The organism is Pseudomonas sp. P5_152 (assembly GCF_033989915.1).
In the GTDB taxonomy this organism is placed as follows: domain Bacteria; phylum Pseudomonadota; class Gammaproteobacteria; order Pseudomonadales; family Pseudomonadaceae; genus Aquipseudomonas.
The window spans coordinates 4,022,450-4,041,874 of record NZ_JASFAH010000002.1 but is presented as its reverse complement, the minus strand read 5'-3'; the positions used below and the strand labels follow the sequence as shown (position 1 = coordinate 4,041,874).

General features: G+C 62.1%; 18 protein-coding genes. 4 read left to right on the top strand and 14 right to left on the bottom strand.

Annotated elements, in window-relative coordinates; genetic code table 11:
• Positions 1 to 273, top strand: coding sequence for an HPr family phosphocarrier protein (locus QMK50_RS18150; RefSeq protein WP_095169348.1), 273 nt, complete (start codon positions 1 to 3; stop codon positions 271 to 273).
• 58 nt (positions 274 to 331) lie between these two features.
• Here the strand turns inward: QMK50_RS18150 and QMK50_RS18145 are convergent, their stop codons facing one another.
• The 6 genes from QMK50_RS18145 to pmbA all read right to left on the bottom strand — a co-directional run bounded on the left by QMK50_RS18145 (position 332) and on the right by pmbA (position 5,605).
• Positions 332 to 1,225 carry a ZIP family metal transporter gene (locus QMK50_RS18145; RefSeq protein ID WP_095169347.1) on the bottom strand — a complete coding sequence of 298 codons (894 nt, stop codon included), beginning with the start codon at positions 1,223 to 1,225 and terminating at the stop codon, positions 332 to 334.
• Between the two features lie 31 nt (positions 1,226 to 1,256).
• On the bottom strand, positions 1,257 to 1,868 hold the full coding sequence (locus QMK50_RS18140; RefSeq protein ID WP_159993772.1) for a superoxide dismutase: 612 nt from the start codon (positions 1,866 to 1,868) through the stop codon (positions 1,257 to 1,259).
• A 1-nt stretch (position 1,869) separates the two neighbouring features.
• Positions 1,870 to 2,307 carry a hypothetical protein gene (locus tag QMK50_RS18135; protein ID WP_095169345.1) on the bottom strand — a complete coding sequence of 146 codons (438 nt, stop codon included), beginning with the start codon at positions 2,305 to 2,307 and terminating at the stop codon, positions 1,870 to 1,872.
• Between the two features lie 27 nt (positions 2,308 to 2,334).
• The gene (locus QMK50_RS18130; RefSeq protein WP_320333655.1) at positions 2,335 to 3,711 is read right to left on the bottom strand and encodes a class II fumarate hydratase; all 1,377 of its coding nucleotides are present in this window, start codon (positions 3,709 to 3,711) and stop codon (positions 2,335 to 2,337) included.
• Positions 3,704 to 4,099 (bottom strand): FagA protein, encoded by a 396-nt coding sequence (locus QMK50_RS18125; RefSeq protein ID WP_095169343.1) that lies wholly within the window; start codon positions 4,097 to 4,099, stop codon positions 3,704 to 3,706. The genes QMK50_RS18130 and QMK50_RS18125 overlap by 8 nt, the downstream gene beginning before the upstream one ends.
• A gap of 159 nt (positions 4,100 to 4,258) precedes the next feature.
• On the bottom strand, positions 4,259 to 5,605 hold the full coding sequence (pmbA, locus tag QMK50_RS18120; RefSeq protein WP_095169342.1) for a metalloprotease PmbA: 1,347 nt from the start codon (positions 5,603 to 5,605) through the stop codon (positions 4,259 to 4,261).
• A 108-nt stretch (positions 5,606 to 5,713) separates the two neighbouring features.
• Between pmbA and yjgA the strand changes: the two genes are divergently transcribed.
• A complete protein-coding gene (gene yjgA, locus QMK50_RS18115; RefSeq protein ID WP_095169341.1) occupies positions 5,714 to 6,238 on the top strand; it encodes a ribosome biogenesis factor YjgA in 525 nt (174 codons plus the stop codon).
• 49 nt (positions 6,239 to 6,287) lie between these two features.
• On the opposite strand, the gene tldD is transcribed toward yjgA, so the two are convergent.
• The 8 genes from tldD to mreB form a co-directional block, all read right to left on the bottom strand.
• Complete coding sequence (gene tldD / locus QMK50_RS18110) at positions 6,288 to 7,730, bottom strand: metalloprotease TldD (RefSeq protein WP_095169340.1); 1,443 nt, start codon at positions 7,728 to 7,730, stop codon at positions 6,288 to 6,290.
• Positions 7,731 to 7,746: 16 nt separating this feature from the next.
• Positions 7,747 to 8,595, bottom strand: a complete 849-nt coding sequence (locus QMK50_RS18105) for a carbon-nitrogen hydrolase family protein (RefSeq protein ID WP_095169339.1) — start codon at positions 8,593 to 8,595, stop codon at positions 7,747 to 7,749.
• Between the two features lie 69 nt (positions 8,596 to 8,664).
• A complete protein-coding gene (locus QMK50_RS18100; RefSeq protein WP_320333654.1) occupies positions 8,665 to 12,468 on the bottom strand; it encodes a YhdP family protein in 3,804 nt (1,267 codons plus the stop codon).
• A 69-nt stretch (positions 12,469 to 12,537) separates the two neighbouring features.
• Complete coding sequence (rng, locus tag QMK50_RS18095; protein ID WP_095169337.1) at positions 12,538 to 13,995, bottom strand: ribonuclease G; 1,458 nt, start codon at positions 13,993 to 13,995, stop codon at positions 12,538 to 12,540.
• A 45-nt stretch (positions 13,996 to 14,040) separates the two neighbouring features.
• A complete protein-coding gene (locus QMK50_RS18090; RefSeq protein ID WP_320333653.1) occupies positions 14,041 to 14,658 on the bottom strand; it encodes a Maf family protein in 618 nt (205 codons plus the stop codon).
• Positions 14,659 to 14,701: 43 nt separating this feature from the next.
• Complete coding sequence (mreD, locus tag QMK50_RS18085; RefSeq protein ID WP_095169335.1) at positions 14,702 to 15,184, bottom strand: rod shape-determining protein MreD; 483 nt, start codon at positions 15,182 to 15,184, stop codon at positions 14,702 to 14,704.
• Positions 15,184 to 16,272: a rod shape-determining protein MreC gene (mreC, locus tag QMK50_RS18080; protein ID WP_159998732.1), complete on the bottom strand. Its 1,089-nt coding sequence runs from the start codon at positions 16,270 to 16,272 to the stop codon at positions 15,184 to 15,186. The genes mreD and mreC overlap by 1 nt, the downstream gene beginning before the upstream one ends.
• A 142-nt stretch (positions 16,273 to 16,414) precedes the next feature.
• A complete protein-coding gene (gene mreB, locus QMK50_RS18075) occupies positions 16,415 to 17,452 on the bottom strand; it encodes a rod shape-determining protein MreB (protein ID WP_002555108.1) in 1,038 nt (345 codons plus the stop codon).
• 210 nt (positions 17,453 to 17,662) lie between these two features.
• On the opposite strand from mreB, the gene gatC reads away from it, so the two are divergent.
• Both gatC and gatA read left to right on the top strand, forming a co-directional pair.
• Positions 17,663 to 17,950: an Asp-tRNA(Asn)/Glu-tRNA(Gln) amidotransferase subunit GatC gene (gene gatC / locus QMK50_RS18070; RefSeq protein ID WP_095169333.1), complete on the top strand. Its 288-nt coding sequence runs from the start codon at positions 17,663 to 17,665 to the stop codon at positions 17,948 to 17,950.
• A gap of 16 nt (positions 17,951 to 17,966) precedes the next feature.
• Entirely contained in the window at positions 17,967 to 19,418 is a 1,452-nt protein-coding gene (gatA, locus tag QMK50_RS18065; RefSeq protein ID WP_320333652.1) for an Asp-tRNA(Asn)/Glu-tRNA(Gln) amidotransferase subunit GatA, read from the top strand.
• Positions 19,419 to 19,425: the final 7 nt, after the last annotated feature.

Here is a 19,425-nt window from a genome sequence, read left to right as displayed (position 1 = left end):
ATGCCTGCTCTGGAAATTGAAATCATCAACAAACTGGGCCTGCACGCCCGCGCTTCAGCCAAGTTCGTCGGCGTTGCAGGCCAGTACCCGTGCCAGATCCGTGCAGGACGCACTCCAGAGTCGATGGTCGACGGCAAGAGCATCATGGCTATGATGATGCTGGCCGCAGGCAAAGGCACCCGCATCCACCTGAGCACCGAAGGCGAGCAGGAACAAGAAGCGCTGGATGCACTGGTAGCACTGATCAACAACTACTTCGACGAAGGCGAATAAAGCCGTAATAGCCCGTAGCAGCTGCTACAGCGAGACAGCGACAACACGCCACAGCCCCCTACCCCAGCGCCGTATCCATCACCATCATCAGGCAAAACCCGATCAGCAAGCCGAGACTGGCAAGTTTCTCGTGGCCATTGCGGCGCGATTCGGGGATCACCTCATGAGTCACCACCAGCAGCATCGCACCCGCAGCAAGGGCCAGGCCCAACGGCAGGATCACCTCGGCCAGGCTTACCAGCCAGGCACACAGCAATGCAAACACCGGCTCGACCAACCCTGATGCGGCGCCGATCAGGAAGGCTTTGACCCGCGACATCCCGGCTCCCGCCAGTACCAGCGCGATTACCAGCCCTTCCGGCACATCCTGCAAGGCAATGCCCATGGCCAGGCTATCTGCGTCCGCCATGCCACCACCGGCCGAAACTCCCACTGCCATGCCTTCAGGAATGTTGTGGGCAATGATGGCGAACACGAACAGCCAGATGCGTGGCGGGATGACCGGGCGCTCCTGGGTGCCCACCAGCATCTCGGGGGTCGCACCGGACATCTGCCGATCCACCACAAACAGCCCGAACGCCCCCAGCATGATGCCGCAGCACATCAGGCCGCTGGCAGCCCAGGATGACAGCCCCAGACTTTCAGCAGCGGCGATTCCCGGCACAATCAGCGAAAAGGCCGTCGCCGCCAGCATTACCCCGGCGCCAAAACCCAGCAAGGTATCGCTGAGCGCCACTGGCATCCGCCGGATCACCAGCACCGGCACCGCCCCAAGGGCCGTGCCCAGCGCGCAGATCGCCCCGCCCTGCAGGGCCCGCATCAACTTTGGCTCAAGGTCGAGCCACGCCAGGCCATGGGCAACCAGCAAGGTGGTACCTGCCAGCAGCAGGAGCGAACCCAGCGCATAACGAAACATTCGCCCACTGCTGATCGTCAGTGTTTCAGTGCCCATAAGTGGCCTTAGGTCTTTTTATAGTGAAGGCTCAAGCCAGCGCAGCCTGATAGCGCTGCGCAACTTGCGGCCAATGGATCACGTTGTAAAACGCATTGATGTATTCCGGGCGGCGGTTCTGGTAGCGCAGGTAATACGCGTGCTCCCAGACATCCAGACCGAGGATTGGCGTATTGCCATTCATCAACGGGCTATCCTGGTTGCCACTGCTTTCCACCACCAGGGTCTTTTCCGGGGTAACGCTCAACCACGCCCAGCCACTGCCGAAACGGCTCAACGCGGCCTTGGTGAAGGCCTCCTTGAAGCTGTCGAAACCACCCAATTGAGCATCGATCGCCTTGGCCAACTCGCCAGCTGGCAGACCACCACCGTTGGGTACCATGACCGCCCAGAACAACGAATGGTTGGCATGCCCGCCACCCTGGTTGATTACCGCTGCGCGCAGCTTTTCCGGCAATTGCTGGACACTGGCCACCAAGCGCTCCACTGGCCACTCGGCAAACTCGGTGCCCTCCACTGCAGCATTGAGGTTGTTGATGTAAGTCTGGTGGTGCTTGGTGTAGTGGATCTCCATGGTCTGCGCATCGATATGCGGTTCCAGGGCATCGTAGGCGTAAGGCAGGGCCGGCAGGGTAAAAGCCATTTTAATGAGCTCCATAAAAAGCGCGCGCAGCATTAGGCTGCGCTGCGGTATCGATGTGCAGCAGACGGTGGGTACGCGGGTACTCGCCGTACTCGCTGATGAAAGTGAGCAGCTCGACATAAGTCTTGCTGCTTTGACGCAGTGCCGCCTCGCGCAAGGCCGGTGCCTGGCGCGGGTCCTGCAGGGTCTGCAACAGCAATTGATGGATGGCGCACAGGTATTCGGCGCTCTCCTCCGGCTGGTTCAGGCGCAGATGCAGGTCGGCGAGGTTGTGATGGGAGATCACACAGGCGGCGACCGCCTCGTCCGCGTCCGCCCAGCGAGCGAACAGCACCTGCGCCAGTGCCAGGGCCTGCAGGTAGGCCTCGCGAGCATCGACCAACTCGCCCAGCATGAAGCAGCGGTTGGCCCTTTCGATCGTGCGTTTCCAGTGCTCCATGGTGAGCCTCCTATGCGGTGACAGTGATTACACGCCGCCTGCGGTGAGCTTTTCCGGATTAAGCAGCTCTTCCAGTTGGCTTCGCGACAGGTCGGTGTATTCGAGGGCCACGTCGATCACCGGGCGACCTTGCTGATAGGCGGTCTTGGCGATTTCGGCGGCCTTCTGGTAACCAATGATCGGGTTGAGCGCAGTGACCAGGATCGGGTTGCGCGACAGTGCTTCCTTGAGCTTGGCCTCGTTGACCTTGAAGCTGGCAATGGCCTTGTCCGCCAGCAGGCGACTGGAGTTGGCCAGCAACTCGATGCTGCTCAGCAGATTCTGGGCAATGATCGGCAGCATCACGTTCAGCTCGAAGTTGCCCGACTGCCCGGCGACGGTGATCACGCTGTCATTGCCGATCACTTGCGCGGCCACCATCGCGGTCGCTTCTGGAATCACCGGATTGACTTTGCCCGGCATGATCGATGAGCCAGGCTGCAGCCCTTCGAGCTCGATTTCACCGAGGCCGGCCAAGGGGCCCGAGTTCATCCAACGCAGGTCGTTGGCGATCTTCATCAGCGATACGGCAGTCGCCTTGAGCTGCCCGGACGCCGCCACGGCGGTATCCTGGGAGCCGATCAAGGCAAACAGATCCTTGCCCGGGGTGAACGCCACCTTGGTCAGGCTGCTCAGTTGCTGGCTGAAACGTGCCGCGAACTGCGGGTGCGCATTGATCCCGGTGCCCACCGCCGTGCCGCCCTGGGCCAGGGATTGCAGGGCCGGCAACAGGTTGTGCAAATGGCCGATGTTGGCCTTGAGCTGCTGCGCCCAACCGTTGAGTACCTGGCTCATGCGCACGGGCATGGCGTCCATCAGATGGGTACGCCCGGTCTTGATGAACGGGTGAACCTGCTCGGCCTTGCGCTCGATCACCTGCACCAGGTGGTCGAGCGCCGGCAGCAGTTGTTCGTGCAGCGCCAGCGCAGCACTGACGTGGATGGTGGTGGGAATGATGTCGTTGCTGCTCTGGCCGCAATTGACGTGGTCGTTGGGATTGATCGGCTCGCCCAACAGGCGACTGGCCAGGGTGGCCAACACTTCGTTGGCGTTCATGTTGGAACTGGTGCCGGAGCCGGTCTGGAAAATATCCACCGGGAAGTGCGGCATGAAATCCCCTTCAAGCAGACCCTGGGCCGCATCGACAATGGCCTTGCCCTGGGCTTCGCTCAGTTGCTGGAGCTCCACGTTGGCCTTGGCTGCCGCCGCCTTGGCGAGGATCAGCGCGCGAATGAACTGCGCCGGCATGCGCTGGCCACTGATGGGGAAGTTGTCCACGGCACGCTGGGTCTGTGCGCCGTACAAGGCGTCTACCGGGACTTGCAACTCACCCATGCTGTCACGTTCGATACGGGTATTACTCATCGGGAAATCCTTGCACCAGTTCAATGAGGGGAATGGAGGGCAGCAACTCGCAGGTCGCCAGTTGCCAGGTGTAGCTTTGCCAGCGCTTGAGCCGGCATTTGCACAAAGACAGGCGCTCCAGGTCGCGCAGCGGTCGCCAGGCCTGGTCCAGGCAGAGGCTGCGCCAATGCCAGGGCAAGGCGACATCGGCAGCGGTGTCCAGGAGCAATCGAAATGAGGTTTCAGCGACGGTCCAGGCCGAAGTGGCCGTACAACAGGACAGATACCGGCCTTCGGCCAGGTAATGTTCGATCAGGCGCGGTTCGTCAGGATCCAGCGCACAGCGGATCTGACGACTCATCCAGCGCCAGCTTTCGAGGTAAGGCTGCTCGTGCAAGGCAGAACTCATGACCCAGGCTCATTCGATAATGAGATTCATTATTAGATGATAATGATAACCAAAACAACCCCGCCATCAATATAGAACTCATTGTGCGAGCCCGAGCAAGGCCCATAAAAAAGGCGCGCCATCCGATGGGATGGCGCGCCTTTTTGGCAACGGTATGGTTTAGCTACCCGCCACCGTCATCCGCTCGATCAGTACCGAGCCGGTGCGAATGTTGCTGCGCAGTTCCAGGTCATTACCGACGGCCACGATCTGCTTGAACATGTCGCGCATGTTGCCGGCAATCGTCACCTCCTGGACCGCGAACTGGATTTCGCCGTTCTCGACCCAGAACCCCGCCGCACCCCGGGAGTAGTCGCCGGTCACCATGTTCAGCCCATGGCCCATCAACTCGGTCACCAGCAGGCCGCGGCCCATGCGCCGCAACAGCGCTGCCTGGTCTTCATCACCATGGGTGACGAAGAGGTTGTGCACGCCGCCTGAGTTGGCGGTGCTCGGCATACCGAGCTTGCGGCCGGAATAGGTACCCAGCACGTACGATACCAACTCGCCGTTTTCGACGAACGGCTTGGCGTAGGTGGCCAGGCCATCACCGTCGAACGCCGAACTGCCCATGGCGCGCATCAAGTGCGGGCGCTCATCGATGGTCAGCCACTCAGGAAACAGTTTCTGGCCCAGTGCACCCTCGAGAAACGACGACTTGCGGTACAGATTGCCGCCGGAGATCGCCCCCAGAAAACTGCCAAACAGGCCACCCGCCAGTTCGGCGGAAAACAGCACTGGCACTTCACAGGTCGGCACCGGCCGTGCGCCCAGGCGGCTGGCGGCACGCTGCGCAGCGCGTTGGCCAATGCTCAACGGATCGGCCAGCAAGTTGCCCTGGCGATTGACGTCATACCAGTAGTCGCGCTGCATCTGGCCATCCGCCTCGGCGATCATCACGCAACTGAGGCTGTGGCGGGTAGACGCATAACCACCGATGAAACCATGACTGTTGCCATACACCCGGCAGCCCTGATGGGTGCTGAGGGTGGTGCCATCGGCATTCTTGATCCGGCTGTCGGCGGCAAAGGCGGCGGCTTCGCAAGCCAGGGCCTTTTCGATCGCCTGCTCAGGCGTGATGTCCCAGGCGTGGAACAGGTCGAAGTCCGTCAGGTCCCTGGCCATCAGCGCGGCATCGGCCAGGCCCGAGTGTTCGTCTTCGGAGGTGTGCTTGGCGATCGCCAGTGCCGCGGCAACGGTTTCACGAATCGCCTCGGCGCCACTGGCCGAGGTGCTGGCCGAGCCTTTGCGCTGGCCAACATACAAGGTGATGCCAAAGCCCTGGTCGCGGTTGAACTCAACCGTTTCGACTTCCCGCTGGCGTACCGATGTCGACAGGCCCTGCTCCAGAGACACAGCCACTTCGCAGGCACTGGCACCCTGGCGCTTGGCTTCGGCGATGATCTGCTCGACTTGCTCTTGCAGTGCCGGCAACGCTTGTGGGCCGACGCTTTCAACTGCACTCATGCTGTTCTCCACTCAAATTCTGCTTTCGGTTAAGGCCATCGAGCGACCGGGCCGGACAAGCGGCCCCCGACTGGTTATCATGGCGGCGTTTCTTTGCGGACGGCCACCATGGTTGATTCTTACGACGACTCCCTCGATACGGGAGAAAAAAGCAAATCCCAGGTCAAACGTGAGCTGCATGCTCTGGTTGACCTTGGCGAGCGCCTTACAACACTCAAGCCTGACTTGCTGGCAAAACTGCCTTTGACCGACGCCTTGCGCCGGGCACTGGCCGATGCGCCCAAGCACACCGCGAATATCGCGCGTAAACGGCACCTGCAGTTCATTGGCAAGCTGATGCGCGATCAGGACACCAGTGCCATTCTGGTACTGCTGGACCAACTCGACGCCTCCACTCGCCAATACAACGAACGTTTCCACGGTCTGGAACGCTGGCGTGATCGCTTGATCGCCGGCGACGACGCTGTCCTGGAAAAATTCGTCATCGAGTACCCGGACGCGGACCGCCAGCAATTGCGCTCCTTGATCCGTCAGGCTCAGCACGAGGTTGCGCAAAACAAACCTCCTGCTTCCAGCCGTAAAATCTTCAAGTACATCCGCGAGCTGGACGAGACACAACGCGGCCTGCGTTGAACCTCGTCGCGGATGGGTTGCCTGGCAACCCATCCGCAGCTCCATCCCTTTACGCGCCCGTGCCACCCACGGTGATCGCGTCGATTTTCAAGGTTGGCTGGCCAACACCCACCGGCACCGACTGCCCATCCTTGCCACATGTCCCTACCCCACTGTCCAGCGACAGGTCGTTACCGACCATCGACACCCGACTCATGGCTTCCGGCCCGTTGCCGATCAGGGTTGCGCCCTTGACCGGTGCGGTAATCTTGCCGTCTTCGATCAGGTACGCTTCGCTGGTGGAAAACACGAACTTGCCACTGGTGATGTCGACCTGGCCACCGCCGAGGTTGGCGCAATAGATGCCCTTCTTCACCGAGGCGATGATTTCTGCCGGATCGCTTTCGCCACCGAGCATGTAGGTATTGGTCATGCGGGGCATCGGCAGGTGCGCATAGGATTCGCGACGACCGTTGCCGGTGCGTGCCACGCCCATCAGGCGCGCGTTGAGCTTGTCCTGCATGTAGCCCTTGAGCACGCCGTTTTCGATCAGCGTGGTGCACTCGGTCGGTGTGCCTTCGTCATCGACGCTCAACGAGCCACGGCGACCGGCCAGGGTACCGTCGTCGACAATGGTGCACAGCTTCGAGGCGACCATCTCGCCCATGCGGCCGCTGTAGGCCGAACTGCCCTTGCGGTTGAAGTCGCCTTCCAGGCCGTGGCCCACCGCTTCGTGCAGCAACACCCCGGACCAGCCCGAGCCCAGCACGACGGGCAAGGTGCCGGCCGGCGCCGGAATCGCTTCCAGGTTCACCAGCGCCTGGCGCAGGGCCTCGCGGGCGTAACCCATGGCACGGTCTTCGGCCAGGAAGTAGCGGTAGTCGGTACGCCCGCCACCACCGTGACCACCGCGTTCACGACGGCCGTTCTGCTCGACGATTACGCTGACGTTGAAGCGCACCAGGGGCCGCACATCCGCCGCCAGGCCACCGTCGGTGGAGGCCACCAGGATCCGCTCCCAGACCCCGGCCATGCTCACGGTGACTTGCTGGATGCGTGGATCGAGCGCGCGCGTGGCCACGTCGATGCGCTTGAGCAGCTCGACTTTTTCCGCACGGCTCAACACTTCCAGCGGGTTATCCGGCGCGTACAGCTGGGCGACGTCCTGGGTGGTAAAGGCCTGCACCGTGCCGTTCTGTCCGGCGCGGGAGATCGAACGGGCCGCACGAGCGGCCAGGCCCAGGGCTTCCAGGGTGATGGCATTGCTGTAGGCAAACCCGGTCTTCTCACCCGATTGCGCCCGCACACCCACACCCTGGTCCAGATTGAAGCTGCCTTCCTTGACGATGCCGTCTTCCAGCGCCCAGGACTCGGAGATCTGGCCCTGGAAATACAGGTCGGCGGCATCGATGCCCGGCCCCGCCAGGTCACCCAGCACGCTTTGCAGGTTCTCGATGGTCACGCCGCCTGGCGCTAGCAGATGTTCACTGACTGAGGACAACAACTCGCTCATAGGTTTACGCCTTAATTCAACGTTCTGAGGCAGGTCGCTGTGCGCCCTGCGAGAAAAAGCGCCGGTGACTGGACACCGGCATCCGCGCCCTGATGGACGCCTGTTCGCTGCTATCACGTGTGGCCAGCAGCACGGCCTCGCCTTGGTCCTGCTGGGCCAACACGCGCCCCCAAGGGTCGACAATCGCGGCGTGACCAAAGGTCTCGCGCGGCCCCGGGTGTGTGCCGCCCTGTGCGGCCGCCAGCACATAACACTGGGTCTCGATGGCGCGTGCCCGGATCAGCACCTCCCAATGGGCCGCACCGGTCACCGCGGTAAACGCCGCAGGGGCGGTAATCAGCTCAGCCCCGGCGGCGCGCAATTCGCTGTACAACTCGGGGAAGCGCAAGTCGTAGCACACCGTCAGGCCAACCCGGCCTACCGGTGTCTGGGCAACCACCACCGCACTGCCATGAGCATAGTCATCGGATTCACGGTAGCGCCCCCGATTGTCCGCCACATCGACATCAAACAGATGCAGCTTGTCGTATCGCGCTACGGTTTCGCCATGCTCGTCGACCAGCAACGAGCAGGCATTGGCCTTCGCATGGGGTTGATCCCGCGGCGGCAACGGCAGGGTGCCCGCGACTATCCATAACTTGAGGTCGCGGGCGGTCTGTTTCAACCACGGCAGGATCGGACCATCGCCCAACGCCTCGGCGCGGCCAAGGTCAGCGACGTCGCGCCGCCCCATGGCGGCGAAGTTTTCCGGCAGCACGGCCAGGCGCGCACCACCCTCGGCGGCCTGCTCGAGCAACTTGCGGGCCTGGGCAAGATTGGCCAGCACATCGCTCTGGCTGACCATTTGAATCACCGCAAGAGACATGGCGCACTCCGTTTCAGGTATGCGGCCATGCTACTCCATAGGCCCTTTGCGTGCGGGGGAAAAAGCGCCTCAAAAAGGTTTTTCAAAGGTGATCTTCGGCTCTTTCACCGGACCTTTGACGGTGTATTTGACGCTGGCAAATCGTGCTACACGATCACCGATCAGTTTGTCGATCAGGAACAACGCACCACCCACCGCCGGCGCGCCGACGATCAGCGCGGCGATTGGCAGGTTATTGGTCAGCGGCAGGGTCACCAGCACCTTGGCATCAATACGGTCAGCGACCATGTCCAGGGTGCCGTTGAGCTCCAGGTTGCTCGAGGGCCCGGTCAAGGTAATCGGCTCGCGGGTGACAAACACCCCGTTGCTGGCGACCAGCAGGCCCTTGACCCGGTCGTAGCTCAAGCCCTTGTCGAACAGGTCGGAGAAGTCCAGGCGCAAGCGTCGGCCAATCGAGTTGAAGTTGAGCAGGCCGAACACCCGCAGCGCCTGGGCACCGCCTTCGACTTCGACCATCTGCCCCTTGTTCAGCGTGGCATCCAGGCTGCCGGAGTAACGTTTCAGCCCGACCCAGGCCGGCGAACCGGGCCACCGCCCGTCGATATCCAGGTGGAAGTTGTCACTGGTCACCGTCGGCGCGAACCCCCAGCCCTTGAGCACATCCGCGAGGTTCTTGCCCTCGAGTCGGCCTTTGTACCAACTGCTGGTGGTGCCCGGTACGCCTTCCCAGCCGCCCGCACCCTGCAACTGCATGCCCTTGAGCCCCAGGTTCATGCTGTTGAACGCCAGCCCCTTGGCAGTCGGCCGCACTTTCAAGGACCAGGCGCCTACCAGGTCCTTGCCCTGGAACAGCTGAGCGATGTTGATATCCAGCGCCGGCACCTTCGTCGGGTCGACCGAAGCCAGCGGATCCGGGGCGTTTTCGTCGGCCTGCACCGCGGGGTCCGGCGCCGGCAGGCGCACGTACTGCAGGTTCACGGCAATCGGTGCGCCCTTGGCATTCGGTAGCCCGACCGTGCCCTTGACTTGCTGGCTATCGAGTTGCAGTCCCCAGGCCGCTGGCTTGCGATCCAGTTGTACCCGCGCCTGGTCCAGGGTGGTGCCGAATCCCGTGAGCTTGCCGACCCGGAAGTCAGCACCGCTGAGCAACTGCTTGGCGCTGCCCCCCGGATCCTGCCCGGCATAACGATCGACCAGGGCCTTCCAGGGTTCCACATCCAATTCCGAGAGCACACCACGAATACTCAGGCCCTTGGCGCCCGGCAGTACCGCGTTGCCGCTGCCGAGGAACAACTCACCACGACCCTCGGCAAAATTGCTCGCCGGCGCGGCGAAGGTGAAGTCCGCAAGGTCGCCGTAGTCGAGCCAATAGCGCCGCTCGGCGCCCTGCAGGGTCATGCGAAACACCGTGTCGCGGCCTTGTGCCGCCGGCATGCCAAAGGGTGCTGGTAAATCAACCGCGACGCCCTTGAGGCTGGAGCTGACCATCAACTGGCTGTCGGCGCCGTCGAGGTTGAGCTGCAACTGATAGGGGATGTCGCCGGAAACCGGCAGCGACTGGCTGACTTTGAGCCAATCAGTGAGCTTTTTCACCGTGACCTGGCCGGACGCGACGACCCGAGTATTGATCTTGCCACCCTTGCCATCGGCGAAGATCTGCGCGCTCACCGGCCGGTCGAAAGCCCGCGCGGTAATGCCCTGGCCACTCAGGCCCTTGCTGCTGTCAAAGCGGAAGTCGCCCTTGAGCTGAGTCAATTCCAGTTCCGGCTCGCTGAGCTTGAGGCGTGCCTTGGCCGTCTTGAAGTCCACCAGGATCTTCGGCTCCTCACCCTTTTCCAGGGGGATATCGAGCTTCAGCTTGCCTTGCAGGTCACCCTCGCCCTGCCAACCGGCAAAGGTCGGACCGGTGCCGATCGGCGCCTCCTGCAGAATCTTCACGCCATCGCCCAGGCCACCGGCAAAGGCGCCGTCGATGTACATGTGGCTGTTCTTGCCCGCTGGCACATGGGGAATGTTGACGAAGACATCGCGCACCTGGGTATCGAGCAGTTGCCCTTGGCTTGCCAGGATGCGCACGCCACTGTCCTCGACGAACACATCGCCGCTGATCTTGCTCAGGTGCGGCCAGCCCGGCTGGAATGCCAGCTGCGCGTCGTGCACCTTGAAGAATAAGCTGATGCTGCGTGCAGCCTCGACCGCATCATGATTCAGCGAGCCCTGGTACTGGAAGAAGCCCTCATCGACCGCGCCCTTGAGAATGGCGGTACGCAGCCATTCGTCCAAGCCGGGACTGAGGACCGTGGGCAAGTACTTGGCGGTGTAGCGCCCATCACCCTCCAGCAGGCCGACCCGCAGGTCCATGTAGTCTTCCTGGGTGGGATCGAAGTGCAGGCGGATCAGGAAGTCACCAGCAATCTTGCCCTCCTCCCCCAGCACTTTCAGGTACGGTGCGATCAGCGTGAAGGCTTGCTTGTCGAGCTTCCAGGTCAACCGCGCATTGGCCTGGATGTACTGCCATGGCTTGGCGAAGATCGGGTCCAGGTGCAGGGAGAAGTCCTTGCTGTCCATGCGCAACTCGCCCTGCCCGAGGTCGCCGCTGATGCTCCCGGACACGTTACGAGCCGCGGGCGCACCGTGATAGGCATCAAAACCGACCTGCTGCAGATTGGCGGCGAAGCTGAACTTGCTGTCGTCGGTGGCTTCGGGTCGGATATCGAGCAACACGTTGCGCAAGGTACCGGTAACCTTGAGTCGCTCCACCACCGTGGCAAAGCCTTCGGGCAATGGCCCCAAGGCATTGAGGATCGGGGTGATGGGGGTCAGGTCGAGGCGATCGGCCTGCAGGTGCCAGAGCTCCTGGTTTTTTTCCGTGGTGGCCGTCTGCTGCAATTGCAGGCGGGTTTCCCAGCGAGTCTCACCGAGGTTCAGGGCCAGCGAATCCAGGCTCAACTTGAAGCCTTCGGCGCTGCGCTGGAAATAACCGTTGAGCGCCAGATTGTTGATCTGCACCGGTTTGCGCTCGGCATAGGCACCCTTGAATTGCGGGGCATTGAGGCGAATCGCGGCGCTCTGCAAGACGCCCTTGCCCCAACTCGCCCACAACTCGCCACCGGCCCTGATCTGGGAAAACTGCCATTGCTGGGTGATTCTCGCCGGCAACCAGCGCGCCCAGTCACTTTGCGGCAGGCTCAGATAGGCGTCGACCTCGGCGTCTTGCCACTGACTGGCGCGAATCCGGCTGCGCAGGCTCATGGCCAGCGGTTGGCCGTCGGGCAGGGTTAACCGCGCGTCGAGGCGCTGCCGGCTACTGCCAGTCTTGAGGCTCAGGCCCACGTAAGTCAGGGTCAGCGGCGGCTGATCCAAAGGTTGCAGGGTGATCTGGCTGTCGAGCACCGACAGCTGGGAGACCATCTGCATCTGGTTCAGCAGTTGCTCGGGGTCCAACGGCTTGTCCTGCTGCACCGGCAGGCCTTCGAGCGACCATTGACCGTCGGCACCTTCCTTGAGGCTGATCTTCAGGCCATTGAGCTCCAGGTGCTGGACGCGCACCGCGCGCGACAGCAGACTGTCCCAGACATTGGGCACCACCCGCACCTGATCCAGGTGCAAGGCATTGACGCCCTCCCCGACCGTTACGTCGTGGGCCAACAGGACCGGCGACATACCGCTCCAGCGCCCTTCCAGGCTGCCGATTTGCAGGGGCATGCCGAGCGCTTCACGGGCTTTGGTCTCGACCTCGCTCCGATACTCGGCCACCAGCGGAAACAACTCCCGCCCCAGGTTGACGTAAAGCGCGACCAGCACCAGCAGCAACGCGCAAAGCCCCAGCCCCCAGCGGGTCAGCGTGCCCAGAATGCGGATCAGACGTTCCATGTCAGTGGGTCCCCATGGAAAACAGGTTTCGCGAGTACAGGCCCGCCATCAGTCGCACAACGCAGCGATTCAGAGCAACACCACGTCGTATTGTTCCTGGGAGTACATGGTCTCCACCTGGAACCGGATGGTACGGCCGATAAAACCTTCCAGCTCGGCGACGTTGCCCGACTCTTCGTCGAGCAGCCGGTCGACCACTTTCTGGTTGGCCAGCACCCGATAACCTTCGGCCTGATAGGCCCGCGCTTCCCGCAGGATCTCGCGGAAAATTTCATAGCACACGGTTTCCGGCGTCTTCAGCTTGCCCCGGCCCTGGCAACTGCTGCAAGGCTCGCACAGGACCTGCTCGAGGCTTTCACGGGTGCGCTTGCGCGTCATCTGCACCAGGCCCAACTCGGTGATCCCGATGATGTTGGTCTTGGCGTGATCACGCTCCAGTTGTTTCTCCAGCGTGCGCAACACCTGGCGCTGGTGCTCCTCATCTTCCATGTCGATGAAGTCGATGATGATGATCCCGCCCAGGTTGCGCAGGCGCAGTTGCCGGGCAATTGCAGTCGCCGCTTCCAGGTTAGTCTTGAAGATAGTCTCTTCGAGGTTGCGGTGCCCGACGAATGCACCGGTGTTGACATCGATGGTGCTCATGGCCTCTGCCGGGTCGACCACCAGATAGCCGCCGGACTTGAGCGGCACCTTGCGCTCCAGGGCTTTCTGGATTTCGTCTTCGACGCCATACAGGTCGAAGATCGGCCGCTCGCCGGGGTAGTGCTCCAGACGATCGGCAATTTCCGGCATCAATTCGGCGACGAACTGTGTGGTTTTCTGGAAGGTTTCCCGCGAGTCGATGCGGATCTTCTCGATCTTCGGGCTGACCAGGTCGCGCAGGGTACGCAGGGCCAGGCCGAGATCCTCGTAAATCACGTTGGGTGCACCGACGGTCTTGATCTGCGCGCCGATCTGGTCCCACAGGCGCCGCAGGTAACGGATGTCCATCAGGATCTCATCGCCCCCCGCGCCTTCGGCGGCGGTACGCAGGATGAAGCCGCCCGCTTCCTTGATACCTTCCTTGGCCACGCAATCGGTGACCACCTGTTTGAGGCGCTCGCGCTCGGCTTCGTCCTCGATCTTCAGCGAAATACCGACATGGGCGGTGCGCGGCATGTACACCAGGTAGCGCGAAGGAATCGACAGCTGGGTGGTCAGGCGTGCACCTTTGGAGCCGATCGGGTCCTTGGTGACCTGCACCACCAGGCTCTGGCCTTCATGCACCAGGGCGCTGATGCTCTCGACCGCCGGCCCCTCGCGCAGGGAGATTTCCGAGGCGTGGATGAACGCCGCGCGATCCAGGCCGATATCGACGAACGCTGCCTGCATCCCCGGCAACACTCTGACCACCTTGCCTTTGTAGATGTTGCCGACGATGCCGCGCTTCTGGGTACGCTCGACATGCACCTCTTGCAGGACACCGTTTTCGACCACCGCCACGCGTGATTCCATCGGCGTGATGTTGATCAGAATCTCTTCACTCATGGCAGGATCTCGTTCAGGCATGTTCACGATTATGGCCGCATCAAGTCAGTACGGCGCAGAGCGCGCGATAAGGGTTTGCCAACAGGGTATGCCGAAATGGCCGAGCAGCTCGCAGGTTTCGCACAGGGGCAGGCCAACCACGGCCGAGTAGCTGCCATTGAGCCCGCTGACGAATACCGCCCCGAGCCCTTGAATACCATAGCCGCCAGCCTTGTCATGGGGCTCGCCGCTGGCCCAGTAGGCGCTGGCCTCGGCCTGGTCGATGGAGCGAAAACGTACCAGGCTGCGCACCACGCGCGACTCGCAACGCTGGCCATCAAGCACGGCAACCGCAGTTAACACTTCATGTTCGCGCCCGGCCAGGCCCAGCAACATCACCTGCGCCTCGGCTTGATCCCGCGGCTTGCCGAGAATCCGCCCGTCGAGCACCACGGCGGTGTCGGCGCCCAGCACGCACGCCGGGGCGGCGGATTGTTCGCTGCTCAGCGCGGCGAAACCCGCCTGGGCCTTGCCGCGCGCCAGGCGCTCGACATAGGCCGCAGGGGATTCGTCTGTCAGAGGGGTTTCATCGATGTCCGCGCTGATGGCGGTGAATGGCACGCCGATCTGCGTCAGCAGCTCACGCCGGCGTGGCGAACCTGAGGCGAGGTAGAGCGCAATCATCAAGACATCTCCCTGTCGAGGTGCGGGCAAATGCCTGACCGAATTAGTTGATTTTGTAGCGGCGGCTCAACCCACGCAATCCGAAGCTGACCCAGGGCCAGAGCAACGCGCTGATCAGCGCAGGCAAAAGCACAGCCAGGGTCTGGCGGTTTCCGGTCAAGGCGCTGAGCCACAGCTGCAGCAACTGCGCGAGCCCCAGGATCACCATGATCACCAGGCTTTGCTGCCACATCGGGAACATCCGCACCCGCTGTTGCAGGGTCAGGATCAGAAAGGTGATCAGGGTCAGGATCAACGCGTTGTGTCCCAGCAACGTGCCAAACAGCACGTCCTGGGCAATCCCCAGGCAGAAGGCGGTGAGCATCCCGACTTTCTGCGGCATCTCCAGCGCCCAGTAGGCCAGCGGCAAGGCGAGGAACATCGGGCGCAAGATCTCGACATGGGGAAAGGGCACGACGCTGAGCAGCAAGCCAATGGCGAATGTCAGCCAGATCATCCAGCCATTACGGGAACGGGTACTGGCCATTATTCTCTACCCTGGGTCGTGGCTGCGGGTGTCGTCGCGGGCGGCTTGGGGACTACTGGCTTGACTGGCGCTGCCTGGACCGGCGGTTTTGCTGGCTTGGCCGGCGTCACCGGCTTGGGCGCAGTTGCGGGCGCCGCTACCGGTGCTGCAGGCGCTGCCGCCGGGGCAGCAGCAGGTGCTGGCGCCGGCACGACGACAGCGCTGCCGACGTGCTGATCCTGCACGTCCTGAGCTTGGGCGGCTTCGTTGGCGCGCTCTTCCGGGGTACGGCTGTCGCTGAAGACCAGCAGCATGTAGCGGCTGCGGTTGAGCGCCGCCGTCGGCACCGCCCGCACAATGGCGAACGGCTGGCCCGAGTCGTGGATCACTTCCTTGACCGTGGCCACCGGATACCCTGCCGGGAAACGCTGGCCCAGGCCGGAGCTGACCAACAGGTCGCCTTCCTTGATGTCGGCGGTGTCCGCCACATGGCGCAACTCCAGGCGCTCCGGATTGCCGGTGCCGCTGGCGATGGCGCGCAAGCCGTTACGGTTGACCTGCACCGGAATGCTGTGGGTGGTGTCGGTCAGCAGCAACACCCGCGAGGTGTAGGGCATCAGCTCGACCACCTGGCCCATCAGGCCCCGGGCATCGAGCACCGGCTGTCCCAGCACCACGCCGTCGCGCTCACCCTTGTTGATGATGATGCGATGGGTGAACGGGTTGGGATCGACGCCGATCAACTCGGCCACTTCGACCTTTTCATTGACCAGTGCGGAGGAGTTGAGCAACTCGCGCAGCCGAACGTTCTGCTCGGTCAGGGCCGCCAGCTTCTGCATGCGTCCCTGCAACAGCAGGTTTTCGGTTTTGAGTTTTTCGTTTTCGGCGACCAGCTCGGTGCGGCTGCCAAACTGGCTGCTCACGCCTTGCCACAAACGCTCAGGCAGATCGGTGACCCAATAGGCGTCCATCAAGACCAGCGACATCTGACTGCGCGCAGGCTTGAGAACGTCAAAACGGGCATCGACCACCATCAAGGCGACCGATAGCACAGCCAGCACCAGAAAGCGCACGCCCAATGAGGGGCCCTTGGTGAAAAGCGGTTTAATAAGCCGCTCCTCCCAGGCAAATGTTCTGTTTATTCATACGGCATCAAACCGGCCTGGATGCAGACTGACAGAAGATAAACGCCAACAGGCAGCACTGCAAAGTGCTGCCTGTGCGTGAACAGCATAGAGGCGTCCGGCGAACTTACTCGCTGGAGAGCAGATCCATGGTGTGCTTATCCATCATTTCCAATGCACGGCCACCGCCGCGAGCAACACACGTCAGCGGATCTTCGGCGACGATCACCGGCAGCCCGGTTTCCTGGGCCAGCAGCTTGTCGAGGTCACGCAGCAAGGCGCCACCACCGGTCAGTACCAGGCCACGCTCGGCGATATCGGACGCCAGTTCCGGCGGCGATTGCTCCAGCGCGCTTTTTACCGCCTGGACGATAGTCGCCAGCGACTCTTGCAGGGCTTCGAGCACTTCATTGGAGTTCAGGGTAAAGGCACGTGGAACGCCTTCCGCCAGGTTACGGCCGCGAACATCGACTTCGCGTACTTCACCGCCTGGGTAGGCAGTACCGATTTCCTGCTTGATGCGCTCGGCGGTGGACTCACCGATCAGGCTGCCGTAGTTGCGGCGCACGTAGGTGATGATCGCTTCATCGAAACGGTCGCCGCCAACCCGTACGGATTCGGCGTAGACCACACCATTGAGGGAGATCAGCGCGATTTCAGTGGTACCGCCACCGATATCGACCACCATCGAACCGCGAGCTTCTTCAACCGGCAGGCCGGCACCGATGGCCGCAGCCATTGGCTCTTCGATCAGGAATACTTCACGGGCACCAGCGCCCAGGGCCGACTCACGGATGGCGCGGCGCTCAACCTGGGTGGATTTGCAAGGAACGCAGATCAACACGCGAGGGCTAGGCTGCAGGAAGCTGTTTTCGTGAACCTTGTTGATGAAATACTGAAGCATCTTTTCGCAAACGCTGAAGTCGGCGATCACGCCGTCCTTCATCGGACGAATGGCAGCAATGTTGCCCGGTGTACGGCCCAGCATGCGCTTGGCTTCCGTGCCGACAGCAACAACACTTTTCTGGTTACCGTGCGTCCGAATGGCCACAACCGATGGCTCATTCAGGACGATACCGCGCTCACGCACGTAAATAAGGGTGTTGGCAGTGCCCAGGTCAATGGAAAGATCGCTGGAAAACATGCCACGCAGTTTCTTGAACATGGGAAAGGGACCCTAGGCAACGCGTGGGTAAAAAAGTGCGGCAAACTCTAACAACGACAGGGATTTTGGGCAAGGCGCCAATATGTTAAATTGGCAGCTTTTCCGTGCACCAACCCCCACAATCGCGGCCTTATGACCGTAGAAATGCGGTAGTGTTCCGACAATCTAACACACGGACGACCTCCGTTTTGTTTTCCACTGGAGAATCCCATGGCGCTTGAACGCTCCGACGTGGAAAAAATCGCTCATTTGGCCTGTCTTGGCCTCAATGAAGCCGATCTTCCACAAATCACTTCGGCCCTGAACAGCATTCTCGGGCTGGTCGACGAAATGCAGGCGGTCGATACCGACGGTATCGAACCGCTGGCCCACCCCCTGGAAGCCAGCCAGCGCCTGCGTGCAGACGTTGTGACCGAGTCCAATCACCGCGAGGCCTATCAGTCCATCGCACCAGCGGTCGAAAACGGCCTGTACCTGGTTCCGAAAGTCATCGACTAAAGGGAAAGAGCCTGCAATGCATCAATTGACTCTGGCCGAGATCGCCCGCGGACTCGCCGACAAGAAGTTTTCCTCCGAAGAGCTGACCAAGGTTCTGCTGGCGCGTATCGCCCAGCTGGACCCGCAGCTCAACAGCTTCATCAGCCTCACCGGAGAGCTGGCGCTGCAGCAGGCGCAAGCCGCCGACGCACGCCGCGCCAAGGGTGAGACCGGGGCCTTGCTGGGCGCGCCGATCGCCCACAAGGACCTGTTCTGCACCCAGGGTATCCGCACCAGCTGCGGCTCGAAGATGCTCGACAACTTCAAGGCCCCGTACGACGCCACCGTGGTCGCCAAGCTGGCCGCCGCAGGCGCCGTGACCTTGGGCAAGACCAACATGGACGAATTCGCCATGGGCTCGGCCAACGAGTCGAGCTACTACGGCGCCGTGAAGAACCCGTGGAACCTGGAGCACGTGCCAGGCGGTTCGTCCGGTGGTTCGGCCGCCGCCGTTGCCGCGCGCCTGCTGCCAGCGGCCACCGCCACTGACACCGGTGGATCTATCCGACAGCCGGCAGCCTTCACCAACCTCACCGGTCTGAAACCGACGTACGGTCGTGTTTCGCGCTGGGGCATGATCGCCTACGCATCCAGCCTCGATCAGGGTGGCCCGTTGGCCCGCACCGCCGAAGACTGCGCAATTTTGTTGCAAGGTATGGCTGGCTTCGATGCGAACGACTCCACCAGCATCGACGAACCTGTGCCGGACTACAGCGCCAGCCTCAACGGCTCGCTGCAAGGCCTGCGCATCGGCGTGCCGAAGGAATACTTCAGCGAAGGTCTCGACCCGCGTATCGCCGAACTGATCCATAACAGCGTCAAGGAGCTGCAGAAGCTCGGCGCCGTGGTCAAGGAAATCAGCCTGCCGAACATGCAGCACGCGATCCCTGCGTACTACGTGATCGCGCCCGCCGAAGCCTCTTCCAACCTGTCGCGGTTCGACGGCGTGCGCTTTGGCTATCGTTGTGAAGACCCGAAAGACCTGACCGACCTGTACAAGCGTTCGCGCGGTGAAGGTTTTGGTGCCGAAGTCCAGCGCCGGATCATGGTCGGTGCCTACGCCCTGTCGGCCGGTTACTACGACGCCTACTACCTGAAGGCGCAAAAGATCCGTCGCCTGGTCAAGAACGACTTCATGGCTGCGTTCAATGAGGTCGACATCATCCTCGGCCCAACCACGCCGAACCCGGCCTGGAAACTCGGCGCCAAGAACAGCGACCCGGTCGCTGCGTACCTGGAAGACGTCTACACCATCACCGCCAACCTCGCGGGCCTGCCAGGCCTGTCGATGCCAGCCGGTTTTGTCGATGGCTTGCCGGTCGGCGTGCAACTGCTCGCCCCGTACTTCCAGGAAGGCCGCTTGCTCAACGTTGCGCACCAGTATCAGTTGCACACTGACTGGCACACCCGCACCCCGACAGGCTTCTGAGGAGAAA